The following is a 15,133-nucleotide window of genomic DNA, read 5'->3' on the forward strand; positions in this document are numbered from 1 at the left end:
TCTCCGCCGCCGCGCCCTATGGCTTGCCGGGGCGGTCATGATGGCCGCACCCGCCACGGCCCAGGACATGCTGGTCGCCGACGGGGAGGACAGGGGAACGGCCGCTGCGGTGCCGGATGGCGGCGCGAGCGAGGATGTCCTGGTCACCGCACGCCGTCGGACGGAAAAGAGCCAGGACGTACCGATCGCCATCAATGCCTTTGGTGCGGCGCAGATCGAGTCGACCCGGACCTTCAATCTGCGCGACCTTCAGCAACTGACGCCCAGCCTGGTCGTCACCAACACCAATCCCCGTAACACCAGCATCAATATCCGCGGGCTGGGCAACAATGTCGCGGTCTATAATGACGGACTGGAGCCTGCAGTGGGCGTCTATCTGGACGGCGTCTATCTGGCGCGACCGGGCCAGACCGTGTTCGATCTTGCCGATCTGGAGCGGATCGAGGTGCTGCGCGGGCCGCAGGGCACGCTGTTCGGCAAGAACACCTCGGCCGGTGCGGTGGTGGTGACGACGCGGCAACCGACCTTCGACTGGCAGGCGGGCGGGGATGCCAGTCTGGGCAATTACGACTTCCGTCAGCTCCACGCCTATGTCTCGGGTCCACTGACCGAACAACTGGCGGCCCGGCTGTTCGTGTCGAAGACCGATCGCGACGGCTTTACCCTCAACCGCTTCGACGGACGATATGGCCAGGATTTTCACGATCTGAACCTGCGCGGGCAACTGCTCTACAAGCCCACCGACACATTGACCCTGCGGATCATCGGCGATTGGGGGCGGCAGAGCAGTTTCACGGCCGGTAGCATCCTGCTGGGGGCCATCCGGAATTACGACAATGGCGCGCTGTTCCCGAACAATTATTACGACCGATCCGCGCGGCTGGGCTATACGCCGGTCGCGGCGAACCCGGCGCTGCGGACGACCGACACCGATGCCAACCCACGCTACCGGATGAACCAGCACGGGGTGAACGTTACCACGGACTGGGATATCGGCCCCGCCACGCTGACCTCGGTCACGGCCTATCGCGCCTGGAACTGGTATCCCCATAATGACGGCGACGGCACCAGCATCGACGCAGGCGCGGATTTCCACCAGAGCAACGAGCAGCGTCAGGTCAGCCAGGAACTGCGCATCGCGTCCAATGGCACGCGGCCTGTCGATTATGTGGCGGGCCTCTATTACCTCTATCAGTCGATCGAGGCGGAGGCGGTCAATCGCTATGGCAGTCGCGCGGCGGATTGGTTTCTGCCCCCGACCACCAATCCGGCGGTCGGCGCGGCCGCGCTGAACGGCTACGACGTGATCAGCCATTCGCGCCCCGTCACCGACAGCTATGCCGCCTTCGCCCAGACGATATGGCACATCACCGACGCCGTCGATCTGACGACCGGCCTGCGCTATACCTATGAAATCAAGTCCGGCTATTTCGACCAGGATGCGACCGGCGCATCGCTCGCCGGGCTGACGGCGGCGCAACAGGCGGCGGCCCAGGCGATCCGGGCCCGCTATGGCGTGCGGAATTTCTACACCGCGCGCACCGAGGCCGGGCGACTGTCAGGCCAAGCCACCCTGTCCTGGAAGATTGCCGCACCTGTGCTCGCCTACGCGACCTATGCGCGGGGCAACAAGTTCGGCGGGCTGAACCTGGCCAACATCACCACCACTGGCCAGTTCGCCGCCAATCCCGTCATTCGTCCCGAGACGATCGACAGTTATGAAGTCGGCGCCAAGACGAGCTGGGCGAACGGTCGGATCACCGCGAACGTCGCGGCCTTCTGGACCGATGTCAAAGACTATCAGACGACGATCGTCGACGTGGAGCGCAACGGCGTCAGCTTCTTTACCAACGCCGCCAAGGTACGGACGCGCGGTATCGAGGCTGACCTGCGCGCCGCCCCGACACGGTGGCTGACATTGTACGGATCGGGCACCTATGACGATGCCCGCTACATATCCTATGCCAACGCACCGTGCCCGATCGAGATCACGGGGCGGACATTATGCGATCTGAGCGGGCAGCGCCTGCCCGGCGTCTCCCGGTGGGCCGCCTCGGCCGGGGGCGAGGTCCGCGCGCCCCTCGGCGTCAATTTCGGGCACGAGGCCGAGGTGTATGCGGGCTCGGATTACAGCTATCGCTCCGCGACCAACAGCACCGCCAGCCTCAGTCGCTATTCGGATATTCCGGCCTATGCGCTGGTCAATCTGCGGTTCGGCATCAGAGCCGATGACGGCCGATATGACATCCAGTTCTGGGGGCGGAACATAGCGAACTCAACCTATTATCTCTCCCTGGCCGCCAACAATACGGGCGCCGTCACCGCCACGCTGGGCGATCCCCGCACCTACGGCGTCACACTCAGGACCAAATGGTGACGAAAGCGCAGGGTGCGGCCAGCCGAACACGGCGGCGCGCATGATCGGCGAGCCGCCCGGTATCCTCGATCCGAACCACGCGGTTGCTTGCGGATGAGCGCTTCGGTATCCCGTCAGCGGTGACGATGAACCAACCTGACGCTCGGCAGGAGCTTGTCAAAGCCCTGGTCGCAACCGGGCGCGAGGATCGTGCCGCCTTTCGCGAACTTTATGCCCTCACGTCCGCGAAGCTTTTCGGCATCTGCCTTCGTATATGTCGCGAGCGACAAGCGGCGGAGGACGTTCTGCAAGAGGTCTACGCCATCATCTGGCGACGTGCCGGTGCCTATGAGCCGGGGCAGACGAGTCCGTTCGCCTGGCTTGCCACGATAGCCCGCAATCGCGCGATCGATTATCACCGGGCGCTTGGTCGGCGCCCGACCGCGCCGTTGGACAACGTCGCCGAGCCCGTCGCCCCAAATCGTCTGGCACTCGAGAACATGCTGCTCGACGAGGAGGAGCGCAAACTGCACGGCTGCATGGATCGCCTGAGTGAAACGCAGCGCGACGCCATTCGAACGGCCTTTTTCGAAGGGATCACCTATGCCGGGCTCGCCGATGTCCGCGGGGTTCCGACGAGTACCATAAAGAGCAGGATCCGGCGCGGCCTCGAACGGCTCAAGGAGTGTCTCGACGATGACATCTGACGAGACCGATCTGACTGCGGCCGAACTGGCGCTTGACGTCCTCGATGGCGACGAGCGGAGCGCCGCGTTGCGTCGGATGCTGGACGATCCGGCCTTTGCGCGGGATGTCGCCCGGTGGAGACGGCATCTGGCCGCCTTGTATCTTGAGGTCGAGCCGGTCGCGCCAAGCGCCGATCTGGAACGCAGGATCCTAGCGGTCGGCGACAATGACAATCACCGTACCGGACCTTGGCGGGCGATCGCGGGCATCGCCGGTCTGGCGGCTGCGATCCTGCTGACGGTCGTCGTAACCCGTCCCGATACGCCAACGGTCGTACCGCGTGCCAGCAAGCCTGCTCCCTTGCTCTTCGCCGTCCTCACGCCCGAGCGTGCCGCGCCGATCACGATATTCTTCGATCCTGCCACCCGCACCTTGAAGCTGCGCGACGCGCCGTCCGTGAAGAGCGGGCAGGATGCACAGCTATGGGCGATCGGGGGCGACGGGGTGCCCCGCGCAGCGGGCCTGCTGCCCCGTGGAGGTGGGCCTGCCCTGAAGATCGCTCCGCAGGTCGCGGTCGTTCCCGGGACCACATTGGCGATATCGATCGAGCCGCTAGGGGGATCGCCGAAGTCGACGCCGACGGGGCCGGTGGTGGCTGCCGGGAAGCTGGCCGAAATTTAACGGGGCGCGCCGCGTCGCTGCGTCCAACGGGCTGTTGGCGTCGTAATCCGAAAGCCGCGCTCCATGCGGCTGGAGAGATCTGATGACCCTGATGATCCGTGGTGCGATGATGGCTGTCGCGCTCACCGTCGGCGCCGCCGCTGGCGCTGCCCCGCGCAACCCGATGGTCGGCGGTGCGGCGATGTACCCCACGAAGACGATCGTGGAGAACGCCTCGCAATCGAAGGACCACACCACCTTGGTCGCGGCGGTGAAGGCGGCCGGCCTTGTCGACACGCTTTCCGGCCCGGGCCCTTTCACCGTCTTCGCGCCGACCAACGCGGCATTTGCAAAACTGCCCGCTGGCACCGTCGACACACTGGTGCAGCCCGAGAACAAGGATAAGTTGACGTCGATCCTCACCTATCACGTCATACCCGGCCGGATTACCGCAAAGGATATTGCCGCCAAGGCAAAGGCGAATGGCGGGACGGCGACCTACACCACCGTTCAGGGCGAGCCGATCATGTTCAAGAAGGCGATGGGCGGCTGGGCCATCATGGACGGCAAGGGCGATACCGGCCGCATCACCACCGCCGATGTCATGCAGTCGAACGGCGTCGTGCATGTCATCGACACGGTGATGATGCCATAAGGGGCGGCAGATGATGACATGGATGGGGCGGCACAGGGTCGCCCCATCCATGCGAGGGAGGCGCAGTCTGTCGCGCCCACTCGGAGGCGCGAAGAAGCCCTCATCGCTTGGGCGCATGAACGACGGTGCGGCTTAACGTGCTGGTCAATCCTGCGCGCATACGCCAACATTTTCGCCACAGGCGACCGGCGCCCCGGCAGGAGACGATAAGTGCTGTTTCACACGATGATTGGTTCGAACGACATTGAACGGTCGAAGCGCTTTTACGATACCGTGCTGGGCACGCTCGGCATTGGGGAGCCGATGCGCAACGTGGCCGATAGCGGCCACACCCGCCTGATCTATCGGGGCGAGAGCGGAACGGCCTTCATCGTCACACAGCCGATCAATGACGAACCGGCGACCGTTTCGAACGGCAGCACGGTCGCCTTCCAGTGCGATTCTCCCGAGCAGGTCAGACAGTTTCACGACGTCGCCGTGGCAGCCGGGGGTATGTCGATCGAAGCGCCGCCCGGTCCTCGTCATACGGCATCCATGGGAACGATCGAACTGGCCTATGTGCGCGATCCGGACGGCAACAAGCTTTGCGGCGTTCACTTTCCAGGGTGACCGATTGGGCATCGGGCTTGCCACGAATGTCGACGGCGAGCCCATGTCCCACCAGGCCTTCCCTTTCCTCAGGCAAGGAAACCGCCATGACACAGGGAAACATGGCCGATGTTTTCTAATCGACATTCCAACATGCAGCGCGTTGGATTCGCTAGACTGGTCGAGGACCATATCCATATCGAGTCGAGCATATCGGCCCTGCTGGACGATTTGAGGGACGAGGCCGCATCCCCCCACGAACTCTCGGTTCAGCTTGACGCCCTGGCCGTCATCATCCGCAAGCATCTGCGTGAAGAGTCCGACGTCATCCAGAATATACGCCTGGAAACATTACCCGATACATGGCGAGCGACCTGGATCGAAGGTGCGGCAGCCCTTCTGCAGCTCAAGGTCGACTGGGGTGGTTTTCTCGATCACTGGACCGAAAGCCGTATTGCCGACGATATGCCGGGGTTTTCGGACGCCGCACATTCGATCCTGGCCCGATTGAGCGATCGCGTCAAAACGGAAACCGAATGCTTTTACAAAACTGCTTTGTCGACAGGCAGTATCGAATACTGATCCCGAGGTCCTTAGATACGGTGTCGACCCGCCGACATTGATCAAGCCACTTTTTCCCCATGCTTGGCTGCCGCCGGGTCGATGGCAGTATCGGCGGGTGTCAGGCGACGATTAACGAGCGTCCGCTTCCAGTGGCCACCGAATGGCGTGTGTTCGGTAGGATCCCAAGTCCACATCGCGGCCCGCATCGATGATCGCCTCGGCCAGCCGGGCGGAGCCGAGCTGGCCGTTCCGCCGCGACGGTCGGGATATGTCGCTGACCGTGAAGGGCAATATCGAGGCGAACAACGGAGAGACGCTGGGGCAACTTGCCGCAGCGGGCGTCGGCATCACCCGTGTCGGCCGGTCCAGTGTGGTGGATGCGATCGCCGAGGGGCGGTTGGTGCCGCTGTTGGAAGAGTATAATCCCGGCGACGTCGAGCTGATCCATGCGGTATTCGTGGGCGGCTTGACCGTACCGGCGCGGGTCAGGGCCTTTGTCGACTTCCTCGCAGACCGGCTGGCGCATTGACGGCGGATCTTGGTCGCGCCCGCCGGTATGGCGGCTGGAAGCATGTTCTGCTATGAGCGTCGCCGTCCAGCGATTCACGGAAGGAGGGCGACCATGACCGATCAGATCACGCCCGTCCGGGGGATTCAGCGCATCGGCGGCCTGTCCCGCCACTGACCTGCGCGGCTTTCACCGACAGCCGCTCCCACCATCGCTGACATAAGGGCCGCGCCGACTGGTGCGGTAATGCTTCCATGACCGACGACGACGAAGACCTGTTTCCGCGCGCCTCCGTGCTGCGCAAGGTGCTGTCCTTCACCTTCCGCCTGTGGCGCCGGACGCCGCTGTTGGCGGCTGCATGCGCCATGGCGATGCTGCTGTCGACGCTGACCGAGGTGTTCGTGCCGCTCTATGCCGGTCGGATGATCGATGCCGTCGGTGGTGGCGATGCCGGTGCGGCGTGGCTGGCGTTCGGTGTCATAGCTGTTCTCGGGGCGGCCATGGTGGTGTTCCGCCATCTCGGCTGGTGGGCGATCACGCCGCTGACGCTCGGCATGATGCGCGACGTGACGCAGGAGGCGTTCGCGCGTGTCCAGCGGCTGTCGTCCGACTGGCATGCCAACGCCTTTTCCGGGTCAACCGTGCGGCGGATCACGCGCGGCATGTGGGCGCTCGATACGCTAAACGACGTGTTGCTGCTCTCGCTGTTGCCGTCGCTGACGGTGCTGGTCGGGACGGTGGTCCTGCTTGCCGCGCACTGGCCGCTGCTTGGGCTGGTGATGGGGGTGGGGGCGCTGGCCTATATCGTGCTGACCGTCGCGCTGGCGACGCGGGTGCTAGCACCGATCGCGCGGCTGTCGAACCAGTGGGACACCAGGATGGGCGGCGTGCTGGCCGATGCGATCGGTACGAACGCGGTGGTGAAGGCATTCGGCGGCGAGGCTCAGGAAGAAGCGCTGCTCGCGCGGACCGTCGCCAAGTGGCACCGGCGCACGCGTCGCACCTGGATGGCATTCACCTGGGCGGGATCCGGCCAGCTCGCCTTGCTGTGGCTCCTCCGCATCGCGGCCACCGGTGCGGCGCTATGGCTGTGGGCACGCGGACAGGCGAGCGCGGGGGACATGGCCTATGTCATCACCAGCTATCTGGTTCTGAACGGCTATCTCCGCGACATCGGGCAATATGTCCATCAGCTCCAACGCTCGGTGAACGAGATGGAGGAACTGGTCGCGCTGCACGACGAGCCGCTGGGCGTCGCCGATCGCGAGGACGCGCGCCCGATCGCGATCGCGGCGGGTGCGATCCGGTTCGAGGACGTGACCTTCCGCTATGCCGGGCAGGACCGCCCGCTCTACGAGCGTCTGAGCGTTACCATCCCGGCGGGGCAGCGGGTCGGTCTGGTCGGGCCATCGGGATCGGGCAAGACCAGCTTCGTGAAGCTGATCCAGCGGCTCTACGACGTCGATGGCGGTGGGGTGACGATCGACGGGCAGGATGTGGCACGGACGACGCAAATGTCGCTGCGTCGGCAAGTCGCGATCGTGCCGCAGGAACCGGTGCTGTTCCACCGCACGCTGGCCGAGAATATCGGCTATGGCCGCCCGGATGCCAGCCAGGCCGAGATCGAGCGGGCCGCGCGGCTTGCCAACGCCCATGACTTCATCATGGCGCTGCCCAAGGGCTATCGCACGCTGGTCGGCGAGCGGGGGGTGAAGCTGTCGGGCGGTGAGCGCCAACGCGTGGCGATCGCGCGCGCGTTTCTGGCCGATGCCCCGATCCTGATCCTCGACGAGGCGACGTCCAGCCTCGATTCCGAAAGCGAGGCTGCGATCCAGCAGGCGATGGAGCGGCTGATGGTCGGCCGCACCGCCATCGTCATCGCGCACCGGCTGTCGACCGTCCGGGCGCTGGACCGCATTCTGGTGTTCGCGGCGGGACGGATCGTCGAGGACGGCACGCATGACGATCTGCTGACCGTCGAGGGCGGGCATTATCGTCGGCTGTTCGAGCGGCAGGCGGGTTCGGCGACGCCGGAAATCGCCTGATCCGCGACCGGCACCGTTCGCCGAACCATCCGACCTTCCCGCTACGTCATCGGGCGCAACGTGAACCGGGTAATCTCGGGCGGCACGCCGAGCCGGAGCGCGAAGCCCGGCCACAGGCCGGTGCCGTTGCTGACATAGAGCGTCATGCCGCCGACTTCGTACCGCCCCGACACGAACCCGGCATTGGCCCGCGCGACGATCCGGTCGAGCCCGACGATCATGCCGCCATGGGTGTGGCCGGACAGTTGCAGCGCGACGCCGCGTGCGGCGGCGTCGCGTGCCCTTGCGGGTTGATGGTCGAGCAGGAGGATCGGCACGTTGGCGGGCGCATCTCGCAGGGCGAGCGCAAGATCGGGCCCGGCCTCGCCGACGCTCGGTGCCGACAGGTCGGTGACCCCGGCGAGGACCAGCCGTCCACCGCCGCGCTCGATCACCGCATGCGCATTGGGCAGCATGCGGAACCCCATGCCCGACAGGTGCCGCATCCAGGCGCCGTAATCGAAGAAATATTCATGGTTGCCCGGAATGGCATAGACCCCATCCGGCGCACGCAACTGTTGCAGGGGCGCTACGTCGTGGCGCCGCATTCCGACGGAGCCGTCGATGAAGTCGCCGGTCACCACGATAAGTTCTGCGCCGGACGCATTGGTGCGATCGACGACGGCCTGCGCCCAGTCGGCGGTGAAGAGTCGGCTGATATGCAGGTCGGTAAGCTGCACGACCCGGTATCCGTCGAAGGAGGGCGGAAGGTCGCGGATCGCGACCGTCACATCCTTGATCGGCGGAACGCGCAGCGCGTTGGCGACCCCGATCCCGGCCAACGCCGCCGCCAGGCCCGCAATGGCGTAGCGCAGCGCGTCGGGTTCCCGGATCGCCTCCCGCCGTACCAGCAGCATTAGCAACGCCCCCAGGTCGATCACCAGTTGCAGCATGGCGAGCAGGAGCAGCGCGCCGAATGCCCAGTTGAACAGGATCACGACCAGACGCGGAAATTCGGGCGCGAAGACCGAACCGGATGACAGTCGGCTCCACAGATGAAATTGCGATGCGGCAAGCATCAGGACGCCTGCGGGTATCTTCGCCCAGAGCGGTAGCGGCAGGGGCCAAAGCCAGCGCGCCAGGACGATCAGCGCCGGTACGGCAAAGACGACATTGAAGATAGGACGTGCTCCGGCTTTTACAGGCAATATCGCCTGTAAACGAGGCGCACGCCGTACGTGTCCGTCCTATGCCACGGGCGAGGGGGCTTGGACATGATGTCGACGCGCGCCGCCGTCACGATGACCGCAGCGCGCGTCGTATCTTCACGGGCCTACTAACACGGCCGGTTGCTGATCTCAGGCCGTCGCACCGCCATCGATGTTCAGCGTGGTGCCGGTGATATAGCTTGCATCCGGCCCTGCGAGGAACGCGACCGCTCCGGCGATCTCCTCGACCTTGCCATAGCGGCCGAGCGGGATCGCCTGCAGAACCTGTCCCGCGAAGTCGCTGTCGGCCGGGTTCATATCGGTGTCGATCGGCCCGGGCTGCACGGTGTTGACCAGGATGTTGCGTGACGCGAGGTCCTTGGCCCAGCCGCGGGCCAGCGCCGCCACCGCCGCCTTGGTCGCGCTGTAGACGGTGGTCGCGGGAAAGGCCATTTCGCCCGAGATGCTGCCGATCAGGATGATCCGGCCGCCGTCGCGCAGATGCGGCAGCGCCGCGCGGGTGCCGACGTGGAGGCCCTTCACATTGACGCCGAACTGGCGGTCATAGGTCTCGTCGGTATCCTCGGCGAGTGTGGAGAATTCCGCCACCCCGGCATTATGGACGAGGATGTCGATCCCGCCCAGGGCGGCGGCGGCCTGTTCGACGCCCGCCCGCTGTGACGCGGGATCGGCGGCGTCCGCCTGGAAGGCGAAGGCGGTGCCGCCCGCGCTTTCGATCGCCGCCACCGTGGCGTCTGCCGCAGCCTTGTTTCCGGCATAGGTGATCGCCACGGTCGCGCCGTCGGCCGCCAGCCGCTTGGCGATGGCCGAGCCGATGCCGCGCGATCCGCCGGTGACGAGCGCGGTCCTGCCCTGAATCGACATATGCATTCTCCAAAAAATGATGGCCCGCGATCACGGTGACGTGCGCTGTCGGCAGACAGGAAATAGGGTGACGGTTCGATAGTTCAATAATGCCGAACTATTAAATCGCACGTGGTGCCCTATATCGGTCCCATGCCCCGCTTCACCCATCCCCGGCTGGAGGACGTTCCGCTCGATCTGGCGCTGCACGCGCTGGCCGATCCCAATCGGCTGGCGATGGTGGCACGGCTCGCCGCGACCGAGCGGCTGAGTTGCACCGACGCCGCACCGTGCGAGACGATCCCGAAAAGCACGCTGTCCAACCATCTGAAGCTGCTGCGCGCGGCGGGGCTGATCGAGACGACTCAGGTCGGGCGCGAGATGATCAACACGCTGCGCCGGGCCGAGTTCGACCGGCGCTTTCCGGGTCTGCTCGACGCGGTGCTCGCCAACCGGCCAGCCTGACTGCCGCCCGACCGCGTGGAGCGGTCACGATGGGCAACGCATCGGGATAGGGGCAACGGCGCTCGCTGGTGGCGGCCGCGCTTCGGCGTTCAGGGCATGAACACGGCGCGCAGGCAGCCATCTTCCTTGTGCTTGAACATGTCATAGCCCTTCGGTCCGTCCTCCAGCGCGAACCGGTGCGTCGCGAGCGCGGCGGGAGTCAGTTCGCCGCGCTGCGCATGCTCCAGCAGGCGCGGGACATAGGCCTGCCCGTGTTGCTGCGCGGTGCGGACGGTGACGCCCTTGTTCATCAGCAGGCCGAGCGGAAACTTGTCCATCACGCCATAGACGCCGAGGATCGACAGGATGCCGCCCTTGCGCACCGCCAGCATCGCCTGGCGCAGTGCCGTGCCGCGATCCGTCTCCAGGTACAGCGCCTGCTTGACCCGGTCATAGGCATGCTGAAGCCCGGTTCCGCCCGCTTCCATGCCGACCGCGTCGATACAGGCATCCGGGCCGCGCCCGCCGGTCAGTTCCTTGAGCGCCTCGACCACATCCACCTTCGTATAGTCGAGCGGGATCGCGCCGAACGCTTCGGCCTGCGCCAGCCGTTCGGGATAGCGGTCGATGGCGATCACGCGTTCGGCGCCCAGCACCATCGCGCTCTGCTGCGCCATCAGCCCGACCCCGCCACAGCCCCAGACCGCGATCACGTCGCCCGGCTGGATGTCGCAGAAGTCCGCGCCCATGAAGCCGGTCGGCGCGGCGTCGGAGATGAACAGCGCCGTCTCGTCGGACACGCCGTCGGGCACCTTGAAACAGTCGGTGTTGGCAAAGGGCACGCGGACATATTCGGCATGCGCACCCGCATAGCCGCCAAAGGCATGCGAATAGGCATAGATGCCCGCGGTCGGATAGCCGAGCAGCGGTTCCTGCAACTCGGGCTTGGGGTGGGTCGTGTCGCACAGCGAATACAGGTCGTGCTGGCAATACCAACACTGTCCGCAGGAAATGAACGAGGGCACGACCACACGGTCGCCCTTCGCGACCTTGGTCACGTCGCGGCCGACATCGACGATCTCGCCCATGAATTCATGGCCCAGCACGTCGCCTTCGCGCATCGTCGGGATCAGACCGTCGATCAGGTGCAGGTCGGACCCGCAGGTGGTCGACAGCCGGACCTTCAGGATCACGTCGTTGGGGTTGAGGATTTCCGGGTCGGCGACCGTCTCCACGCGAAGGTCGTTGACGCCGTTCCAGCATAAAGCGCGCATGATGAGGTCTCCTTAGCGGCCGGTGCCGTCGTGGCGGGCGGCGGGCTGCGGGTCGGTGGTGGGGATTTCGCCGGTCAGCGCCAGCGCCCGGAACCGGTAGAGCGCCGTGCGCACGATCTCGTGCGGGGCGATACGGAACAGCTTGGCCAGCGCCTGCCCGATCGCGCCGCCCGGCGGGTCGAAGCGGACCTCGAGATGCAGCTCGGTACCCCGGTCGCCGGGCGCGGGGCGGAAGGCCAGCACGCCGATATTGGGCAGATCGGCCCCGTCCTGCGTCGACCAGCGCAGTCGGTCCGGCGCTTCCTGGGCCGTCACCGTCCGCCAGCGATAGTCTCCGCCGGTCAGGCCCGGTACGGACCAGTCCGCCGTGCAATCGTCCACGGCACGGACGGTGGCGAAGTGCGACCAGATGCGTGATTGGGTGTCGGGCTCCAGCCAGAGCGACCGCAACTCCGCCGCCGGCTTGCCGATCGTCACGGACGCGGCGGTGGCGGTGTCGGCCTGGGCTTCGGCTTCGCTTGCGGCTTCGGTTGCGGCATGGCTCATAATAGACCTCGACGGTTCGGGGTGGCGGAGGAAAGGGGCAGGGGACCGTCATCGTCCGCCTGCCAGCCTGCGATCGCGTGCAGTCGCGTCAGGTCGAGGATCGCGACCTGGCGTCTGCCGATCGCCAGGACGCCGTCGAGGCGAAGCCCATGGACGACGCGATTGATGTGGACGGCGGTCAGGCCGAGCACGTCTCCAAGCTGTTCCTGGGTCAACGGACAGGCAAAGGCACAGCTCCTGACCAGGCCGACCCGTTCCAGTCGGCGGTGCAGGTCCGCGACGAGATAGGCGATGCGTCCACGGGCATCGCGCCGTCCGACGCTGGTCAATTGCCCGCGAAGCCGCTGGATTTCGGCGATCAGCGCTCGCTCCTGGCGCACGGCAAGGGCGTGCGGGTCATGCCCGTGCGCGGTCCGGCGCAGCAGCGCGACGCGCGCCGTACCGCTGGCGCGGATTTCCTCGTTCGCGGCGGGCGGCATCCAGTCGCACATGTCGCCCGGCACCAATATGTCGGTGATCTGGCGCGCCCCGTCGCGCAGCCCCTGCGCGCGGTACGCCCATCCCTCGACCAGCAGGTGCAGGTGGGCACCGCCATCGAACGGGCCGGACAGGATGGCACCGTTGCGGAACGGAATGATGTCGACCAGCGCGTCGGCCAGCGTGCGCCATTCCTCCGTCGTGGCGCAGCCGAACCACGCCGACCGGACCGCTTCGAGCGCGTGGCGGACCGGGTTCGCTGCCGGGCCGACATCGCCCCGGATGGGTGCCGTCCGATCGCGCCGGTGGCGGGAAGACATGGCGGAATGCGCGTGAAGCATCGTTCAACCCCTTCAGTCACAATGACTTTTGGGGATTTCACGCCTGTATCGGCAGTCGTAGCATCCCTAGGTAGGCTTCCGTGCCGCATGGCCGTCGCCAGGCGGCGCGACCCCGGCCGCCAGCGCGAGCTGGATCAGTTCGGCCAGGTTGCCCGCATTCAGGCGGTTCATGACCTGGGCGCGGTGCAGTTCGACGGTACGTGGGCTGATGCCCAGCTTCTTGCCGAGCATCTTGTTGGTGTCGCCCTCGACCAGCCCGAGCAGGACCTCGCGCTCGCGCGGGGTGAGCCGGGCGAGGCGTGCGTTGGCGGTCTCGTCGCGGGAGACGGGACGGACCGCCGCGAGACAGTCGGCGATGGCGCTCGACAGCCCGGCGCGCAGGGCGTCGTCGTCGTCCATCACGATATAGTCGGTCGCGCCCGCCTTCATCGCGGCGACCGCCGACATCAGGTCGGTGTCCGCCCCGTCCAGCACCACGCTCGGCAGGGCGATTGCCCGCGCCTTCAATTCGCGCGGGATCGACAGGCCGTCGGCTTTCGCCTTGCGCAGATCGACCAGCACGCATCCCGGCGCCAGGACCGCCGCAATATCGAGAAAGGCCGCCGCATTCTCGAAGCTGCGCGCGCGATACCCCATCGACCGGACGAGGCTCGCCAGTTGCCGGGCCTCGAGCGCCTTGGTGCCGACGATATAGACCTGGCCCGAATCGTCCTGCGTCAGGTCCTCGACGATGCCGCCGACGCATGTGACCGCGCCCTGGTCGTCGAGGATCGGGAAGCTGGTGTCGCGCAGGCGGCGGACGGTGCCGTCGCCGGGGCGGATGATGCGATATTCGAACTGGGTGACCTCGCCCGCCGCGACGGTGGCCAGTGCATGTTCGACCTGCGACCGGTCGTCCGGATGGACATCCTCCAGCCACCGCGTGATGAACCCCGCGCCGTCCTCGCGCGGAATTCCCCAGATGCGTTCGAACGCGGCGCTGCGATACAGGATGGCGCCGGTCGCCGGATCGCCGATCCACAGCAGGTTGCTGCTATGCTCGGCAAAACCGCTGAACCGGGCCTCGCTCGACCGGATCGCCGCCTCGGCGTTGCGCTGTGCGGTCATGTCGATCGCCGCGCCGATGAAGCTGATCGGGCGGCCGTCCTCGAAGGTGGTACGGCCCGATGTGGCGATGTGGCGGACGATGCCGTCGTCGCGGCCGATCACGCGATATTCCAGCGCATAGCTGCCGTCGCCCGCCGGATCGACACAGGCGGCGATCGCCGCGCGGACGCGTGCCCGGTCGTCGGGATGAATGCCGTTTTCGAACAACGCTTCGTCGATCGGCGTGCCGGGCGGCAGGCCCCACATGGCGCGCAGCCGGTCGTCCCAGTCGAGCGCGCCGGTGCGCGGGTCCCAGGCGTAGATGCCGATCCCGACCAGCTCGGTCGCGGCGCGCAGGCGGGCTTCGCTGGTGCGCAGCGCCTCCTCGAAGGCGCGCCGCTCGCTGGTATCGCGCGAGACGCCGATCACCAGCTCGACCGATCCGTCCGGCCCCAGCACCGGTCCCCAGACATAGGAGAAATAGGCGGCATGGCCGTTCGGACTGCGGTAGAAAACCTCGTTCTCGACGGTCGAGCCGTCGGCGAAGATCTGATCGATATGGCCGTTGAGCAGGCTGGTCAGATCGGCGGGATAGTCCAGTTCGGCAAAGGACTTGCCCAGCATCTCCTCCGACGTCAGCCCGACCAGCCCCAGCATCGCCGGATTGGCATAGGCGAAGCGCCGGTGCCGGTCGAACGCATAGACATAGTCCGGGATGGCGGACAGGTTCGCCTCGAGAAAGCGCACCTGCCGCGCCAGCGTATCGCCCGCGCCATAGAGTGGATCATCGCCCCGGGCGGGTGCGGCGAGCGAATATTCTTCCACGCGGCCGGCGCTCCTCAATCATGGCC

The 15,133-nt window shown here is 66.3% G+C and carries 14 protein-coding genes and 1 pseudogene; 9 read left to right on the forward strand and 6 right to left on the reverse strand.

Features of this window, described 5'->3' with window-relative positions; genetic code table 11:
• Positions 1–37 precede the first annotated feature (37 nt).
• The 8 genes and pseudogenes from ACQR50_RS05975 to ACQR50_RS06010 all read left to right on the forward strand — a co-directional run bounded on the left by ACQR50_RS05975 (position 38) and on the right by ACQR50_RS06010 (position 8,063).
• Complete coding sequence (locus ACQR50_RS05975) at positions 38–2,377, forward strand: TonB-dependent receptor (RefSeq protein WP_428970182.1); 2,340 nt, start codon at positions 38–40, stop codon at positions 2,375–2,377.
• A 125-nt stretch (positions 2,378–2,502) separates the two neighbouring features.
• Positions 2,503–3,063 carry a sigma-70 family RNA polymerase sigma factor gene (locus ACQR50_RS05980; RefSeq protein WP_428970653.1) on the forward strand — a complete coding sequence of 187 codons (561 nt, stop codon included), beginning with the start codon at positions 2,503–2,505 and terminating at the stop codon, positions 3,061–3,063.
• Positions 3,053–3,724: an anti-sigma factor gene (locus ACQR50_RS05985; RefSeq protein WP_428970183.1), complete on the forward strand. Its 672-nt coding sequence runs from the start codon at positions 3,053–3,055 to the stop codon at positions 3,722–3,724. Before ACQR50_RS05980 ends, ACQR50_RS05985 begins: the two co-directional genes overlap by 11 nt.
• An 82-nt stretch (positions 3,725–3,806) precedes the next feature.
• Complete coding sequence (locus ACQR50_RS05990; RefSeq protein WP_428970184.1) at positions 3,807–4,358, forward strand: fasciclin domain-containing protein; 552 nt, start codon at positions 3,807–3,809, stop codon at positions 4,356–4,358.
• A gap of 210 nt (positions 4,359–4,568) precedes the next feature.
• Positions 4,569–4,967 (forward strand): VOC family protein, encoded by a 399-nt coding sequence (locus tag ACQR50_RS05995; protein WP_428970185.1) that lies wholly within the window; start codon positions 4,569–4,571, stop codon positions 4,965–4,967.
• 132 nt (positions 4,968–5,099) lie between these two features.
• Positions 5,100–5,528: a hypothetical protein gene (locus ACQR50_RS06000; RefSeq protein ID WP_428970186.1), complete on the forward strand. Its 429-nt coding sequence runs from the start codon at positions 5,100–5,102 to the stop codon at positions 5,526–5,528.
• A gap of 208 nt (positions 5,529–5,736) precedes the next feature.
• A pseudogene (locus tag ACQR50_RS06005) lies at positions 5,737–6,039 on the forward strand (LysR substrate-binding domain-containing protein); the annotation flags it as partial.
• A gap of 233 nt (positions 6,040–6,272) precedes the next feature.
• Positions 6,273–8,063, forward strand: coding sequence for an ABC transporter ATP-binding protein (locus ACQR50_RS06010; protein WP_428970187.1), 1,791 nt, complete (start codon positions 6,273–6,275; stop codon positions 8,061–8,063).
• Positions 8,064–8,104: 41 nt separating this feature from the next.
• Here ACQR50_RS06010 and ACQR50_RS06015 read toward each other — a convergent pair whose 3' ends face one another.
• Both ACQR50_RS06015 and ACQR50_RS06020 read right to left on the reverse strand, forming a co-directional pair.
• Complete coding sequence (locus tag ACQR50_RS06015; RefSeq protein WP_428970188.1) at positions 8,105–9,250, reverse strand: metallophosphoesterase; 1,146 nt, start codon at positions 9,248–9,250, stop codon at positions 8,105–8,107.
• 150 nt (positions 9,251–9,400) lie between these two features.
• Entirely contained in the window at positions 9,401–10,135 is a 735-nt protein-coding gene (locus tag ACQR50_RS06020) for an SDR family oxidoreductase (protein WP_428970189.1), read from the reverse strand.
• A gap of 132 nt (positions 10,136–10,267) precedes the next feature.
• Between ACQR50_RS06020 and ACQR50_RS06025 the strand changes: the two genes are divergently transcribed.
• On the forward strand, positions 10,268–10,579 hold the full coding sequence (locus ACQR50_RS06025) for an ArsR/SmtB family transcription factor (RefSeq protein WP_428970190.1): 312 nt from the start codon (positions 10,268–10,270) through the stop codon (positions 10,577–10,579).
• Between the two features lie 89 nt (positions 10,580–10,668).
• Here the strand turns inward: ACQR50_RS06025 and ACQR50_RS06030 are convergent, their stop codons facing one another.
• The 4 genes from ACQR50_RS06030 to ACQR50_RS06045 form a co-directional block, all read right to left on the reverse strand.
• Positions 10,669–11,832, reverse strand: coding sequence for a zinc-dependent alcohol dehydrogenase (locus ACQR50_RS06030; RefSeq protein ID WP_428970191.1), 1,164 nt, complete (start codon positions 11,830–11,832; stop codon positions 10,669–10,671).
• Between the two features lie 12 nt (positions 11,833–11,844).
• Positions 11,845–12,378 carry a hypothetical protein gene (locus ACQR50_RS06035; RefSeq protein ID WP_428970192.1) on the reverse strand — a complete coding sequence of 178 codons (534 nt, stop codon included), beginning with the start codon at positions 12,376–12,378 and terminating at the stop codon, positions 11,845–11,847.
• The gene (locus tag ACQR50_RS06040) at positions 12,375–13,175 is read right to left on the reverse strand and encodes a Crp/Fnr family transcriptional regulator (RefSeq protein ID WP_428970193.1); all 801 of its coding nucleotides are present in this window, start codon (positions 13,173–13,175) and stop codon (positions 12,375–12,377) included. The genes ACQR50_RS06035 and ACQR50_RS06040 overlap by 4 nt, the downstream gene beginning before the upstream one ends.
• Before the next feature lie 87 nt (positions 13,176–13,262).
• On the reverse strand, positions 13,263–15,107 hold the full coding sequence (locus tag ACQR50_RS06045; RefSeq protein WP_428970194.1) for a PAS domain-containing protein: 1,845 nt from the start codon (positions 15,105–15,107) through the stop codon (positions 13,263–13,265).
• Positions 15,108–15,133: the final 26 nt, after the last annotated feature.

Source organism: Sphingomonas sp. Xoc002 (genome assembly GCF_050408055.1).
GTDB lineage: Bacteria > Pseudomonadota > Alphaproteobacteria > Sphingomonadales > Sphingomonadaceae > Sphingomonas > Sphingomonas yabuuchiae.

Excerpts from the sequence above, each read along its gene's own strand:
- ACQR50_RS05985 (WP_428970183.1), top strand. The coding sequence starts at position 3,053 with ATGACATCTGACGAGACCGATCTGACTGCGGCCGAACTGGCGCTTGAC.
- ACQR50_RS06040 (WP_428970193.1), bottom strand. The coding sequence starts at position 13,175 with ATGTCTTCCCGCCACCGGCGCGATCGGACGGCACCCATCCGGGGCGAT.
- ACQR50_RS06020 (WP_428970189.1), bottom strand. The coding sequence starts at position 10,135 with ATGTCGATTCAGGGCAGGACCGCGCTCGTCACCGGCGGATCGCGCGGC.
- ACQR50_RS05975 (WP_428970182.1), top strand. The coding sequence starts at position 38 with ATGATGGCCGCACCCGCCACGGCCCAGGACATGCTGGTCGCCGACGGG.
- ACQR50_RS06035 (WP_428970192.1), bottom strand. The coding sequence starts at position 12,378 with ATGAGCCATGCCGCAACCGAAGCCGCAAGCGAAGCCGAAGCCCAGGCC.
- ACQR50_RS05990 (WP_428970184.1), top strand. The coding sequence starts at position 3,807 with ATGACCCTGATGATCCGTGGTGCGATGATGGCTGTCGCGCTCACCGTC.
- ACQR50_RS06025 (WP_428970190.1), top strand. The coding sequence starts at position 10,268 with ATGCCCCGCTTCACCCATCCCCGGCTGGAGGACGTTCCGCTCGATCTG.
- ACQR50_RS06030 (WP_428970191.1), bottom strand. The coding sequence starts at position 11,832 with ATGCGCGCTTTATGCTGGAACGGCGTCAACGACCTTCGCGTGGAGACG.
- ACQR50_RS06010 (WP_428970187.1), top strand. The coding sequence starts at position 6,273 with ATGACCGACGACGACGAAGACCTGTTTCCGCGCGCCTCCGTGCTGCGC.
- ACQR50_RS06000 (WP_428970186.1), top strand. The coding sequence starts at position 5,100 with ATGCAGCGCGTTGGATTCGCTAGACTGGTCGAGGACCATATCCATATC.
- ACQR50_RS05980 (WP_428970653.1), top strand. The coding sequence starts at position 2,503 with ATGAACCAACCTGACGCTCGGCAGGAGCTTGTCAAAGCCCTGGTCGCA.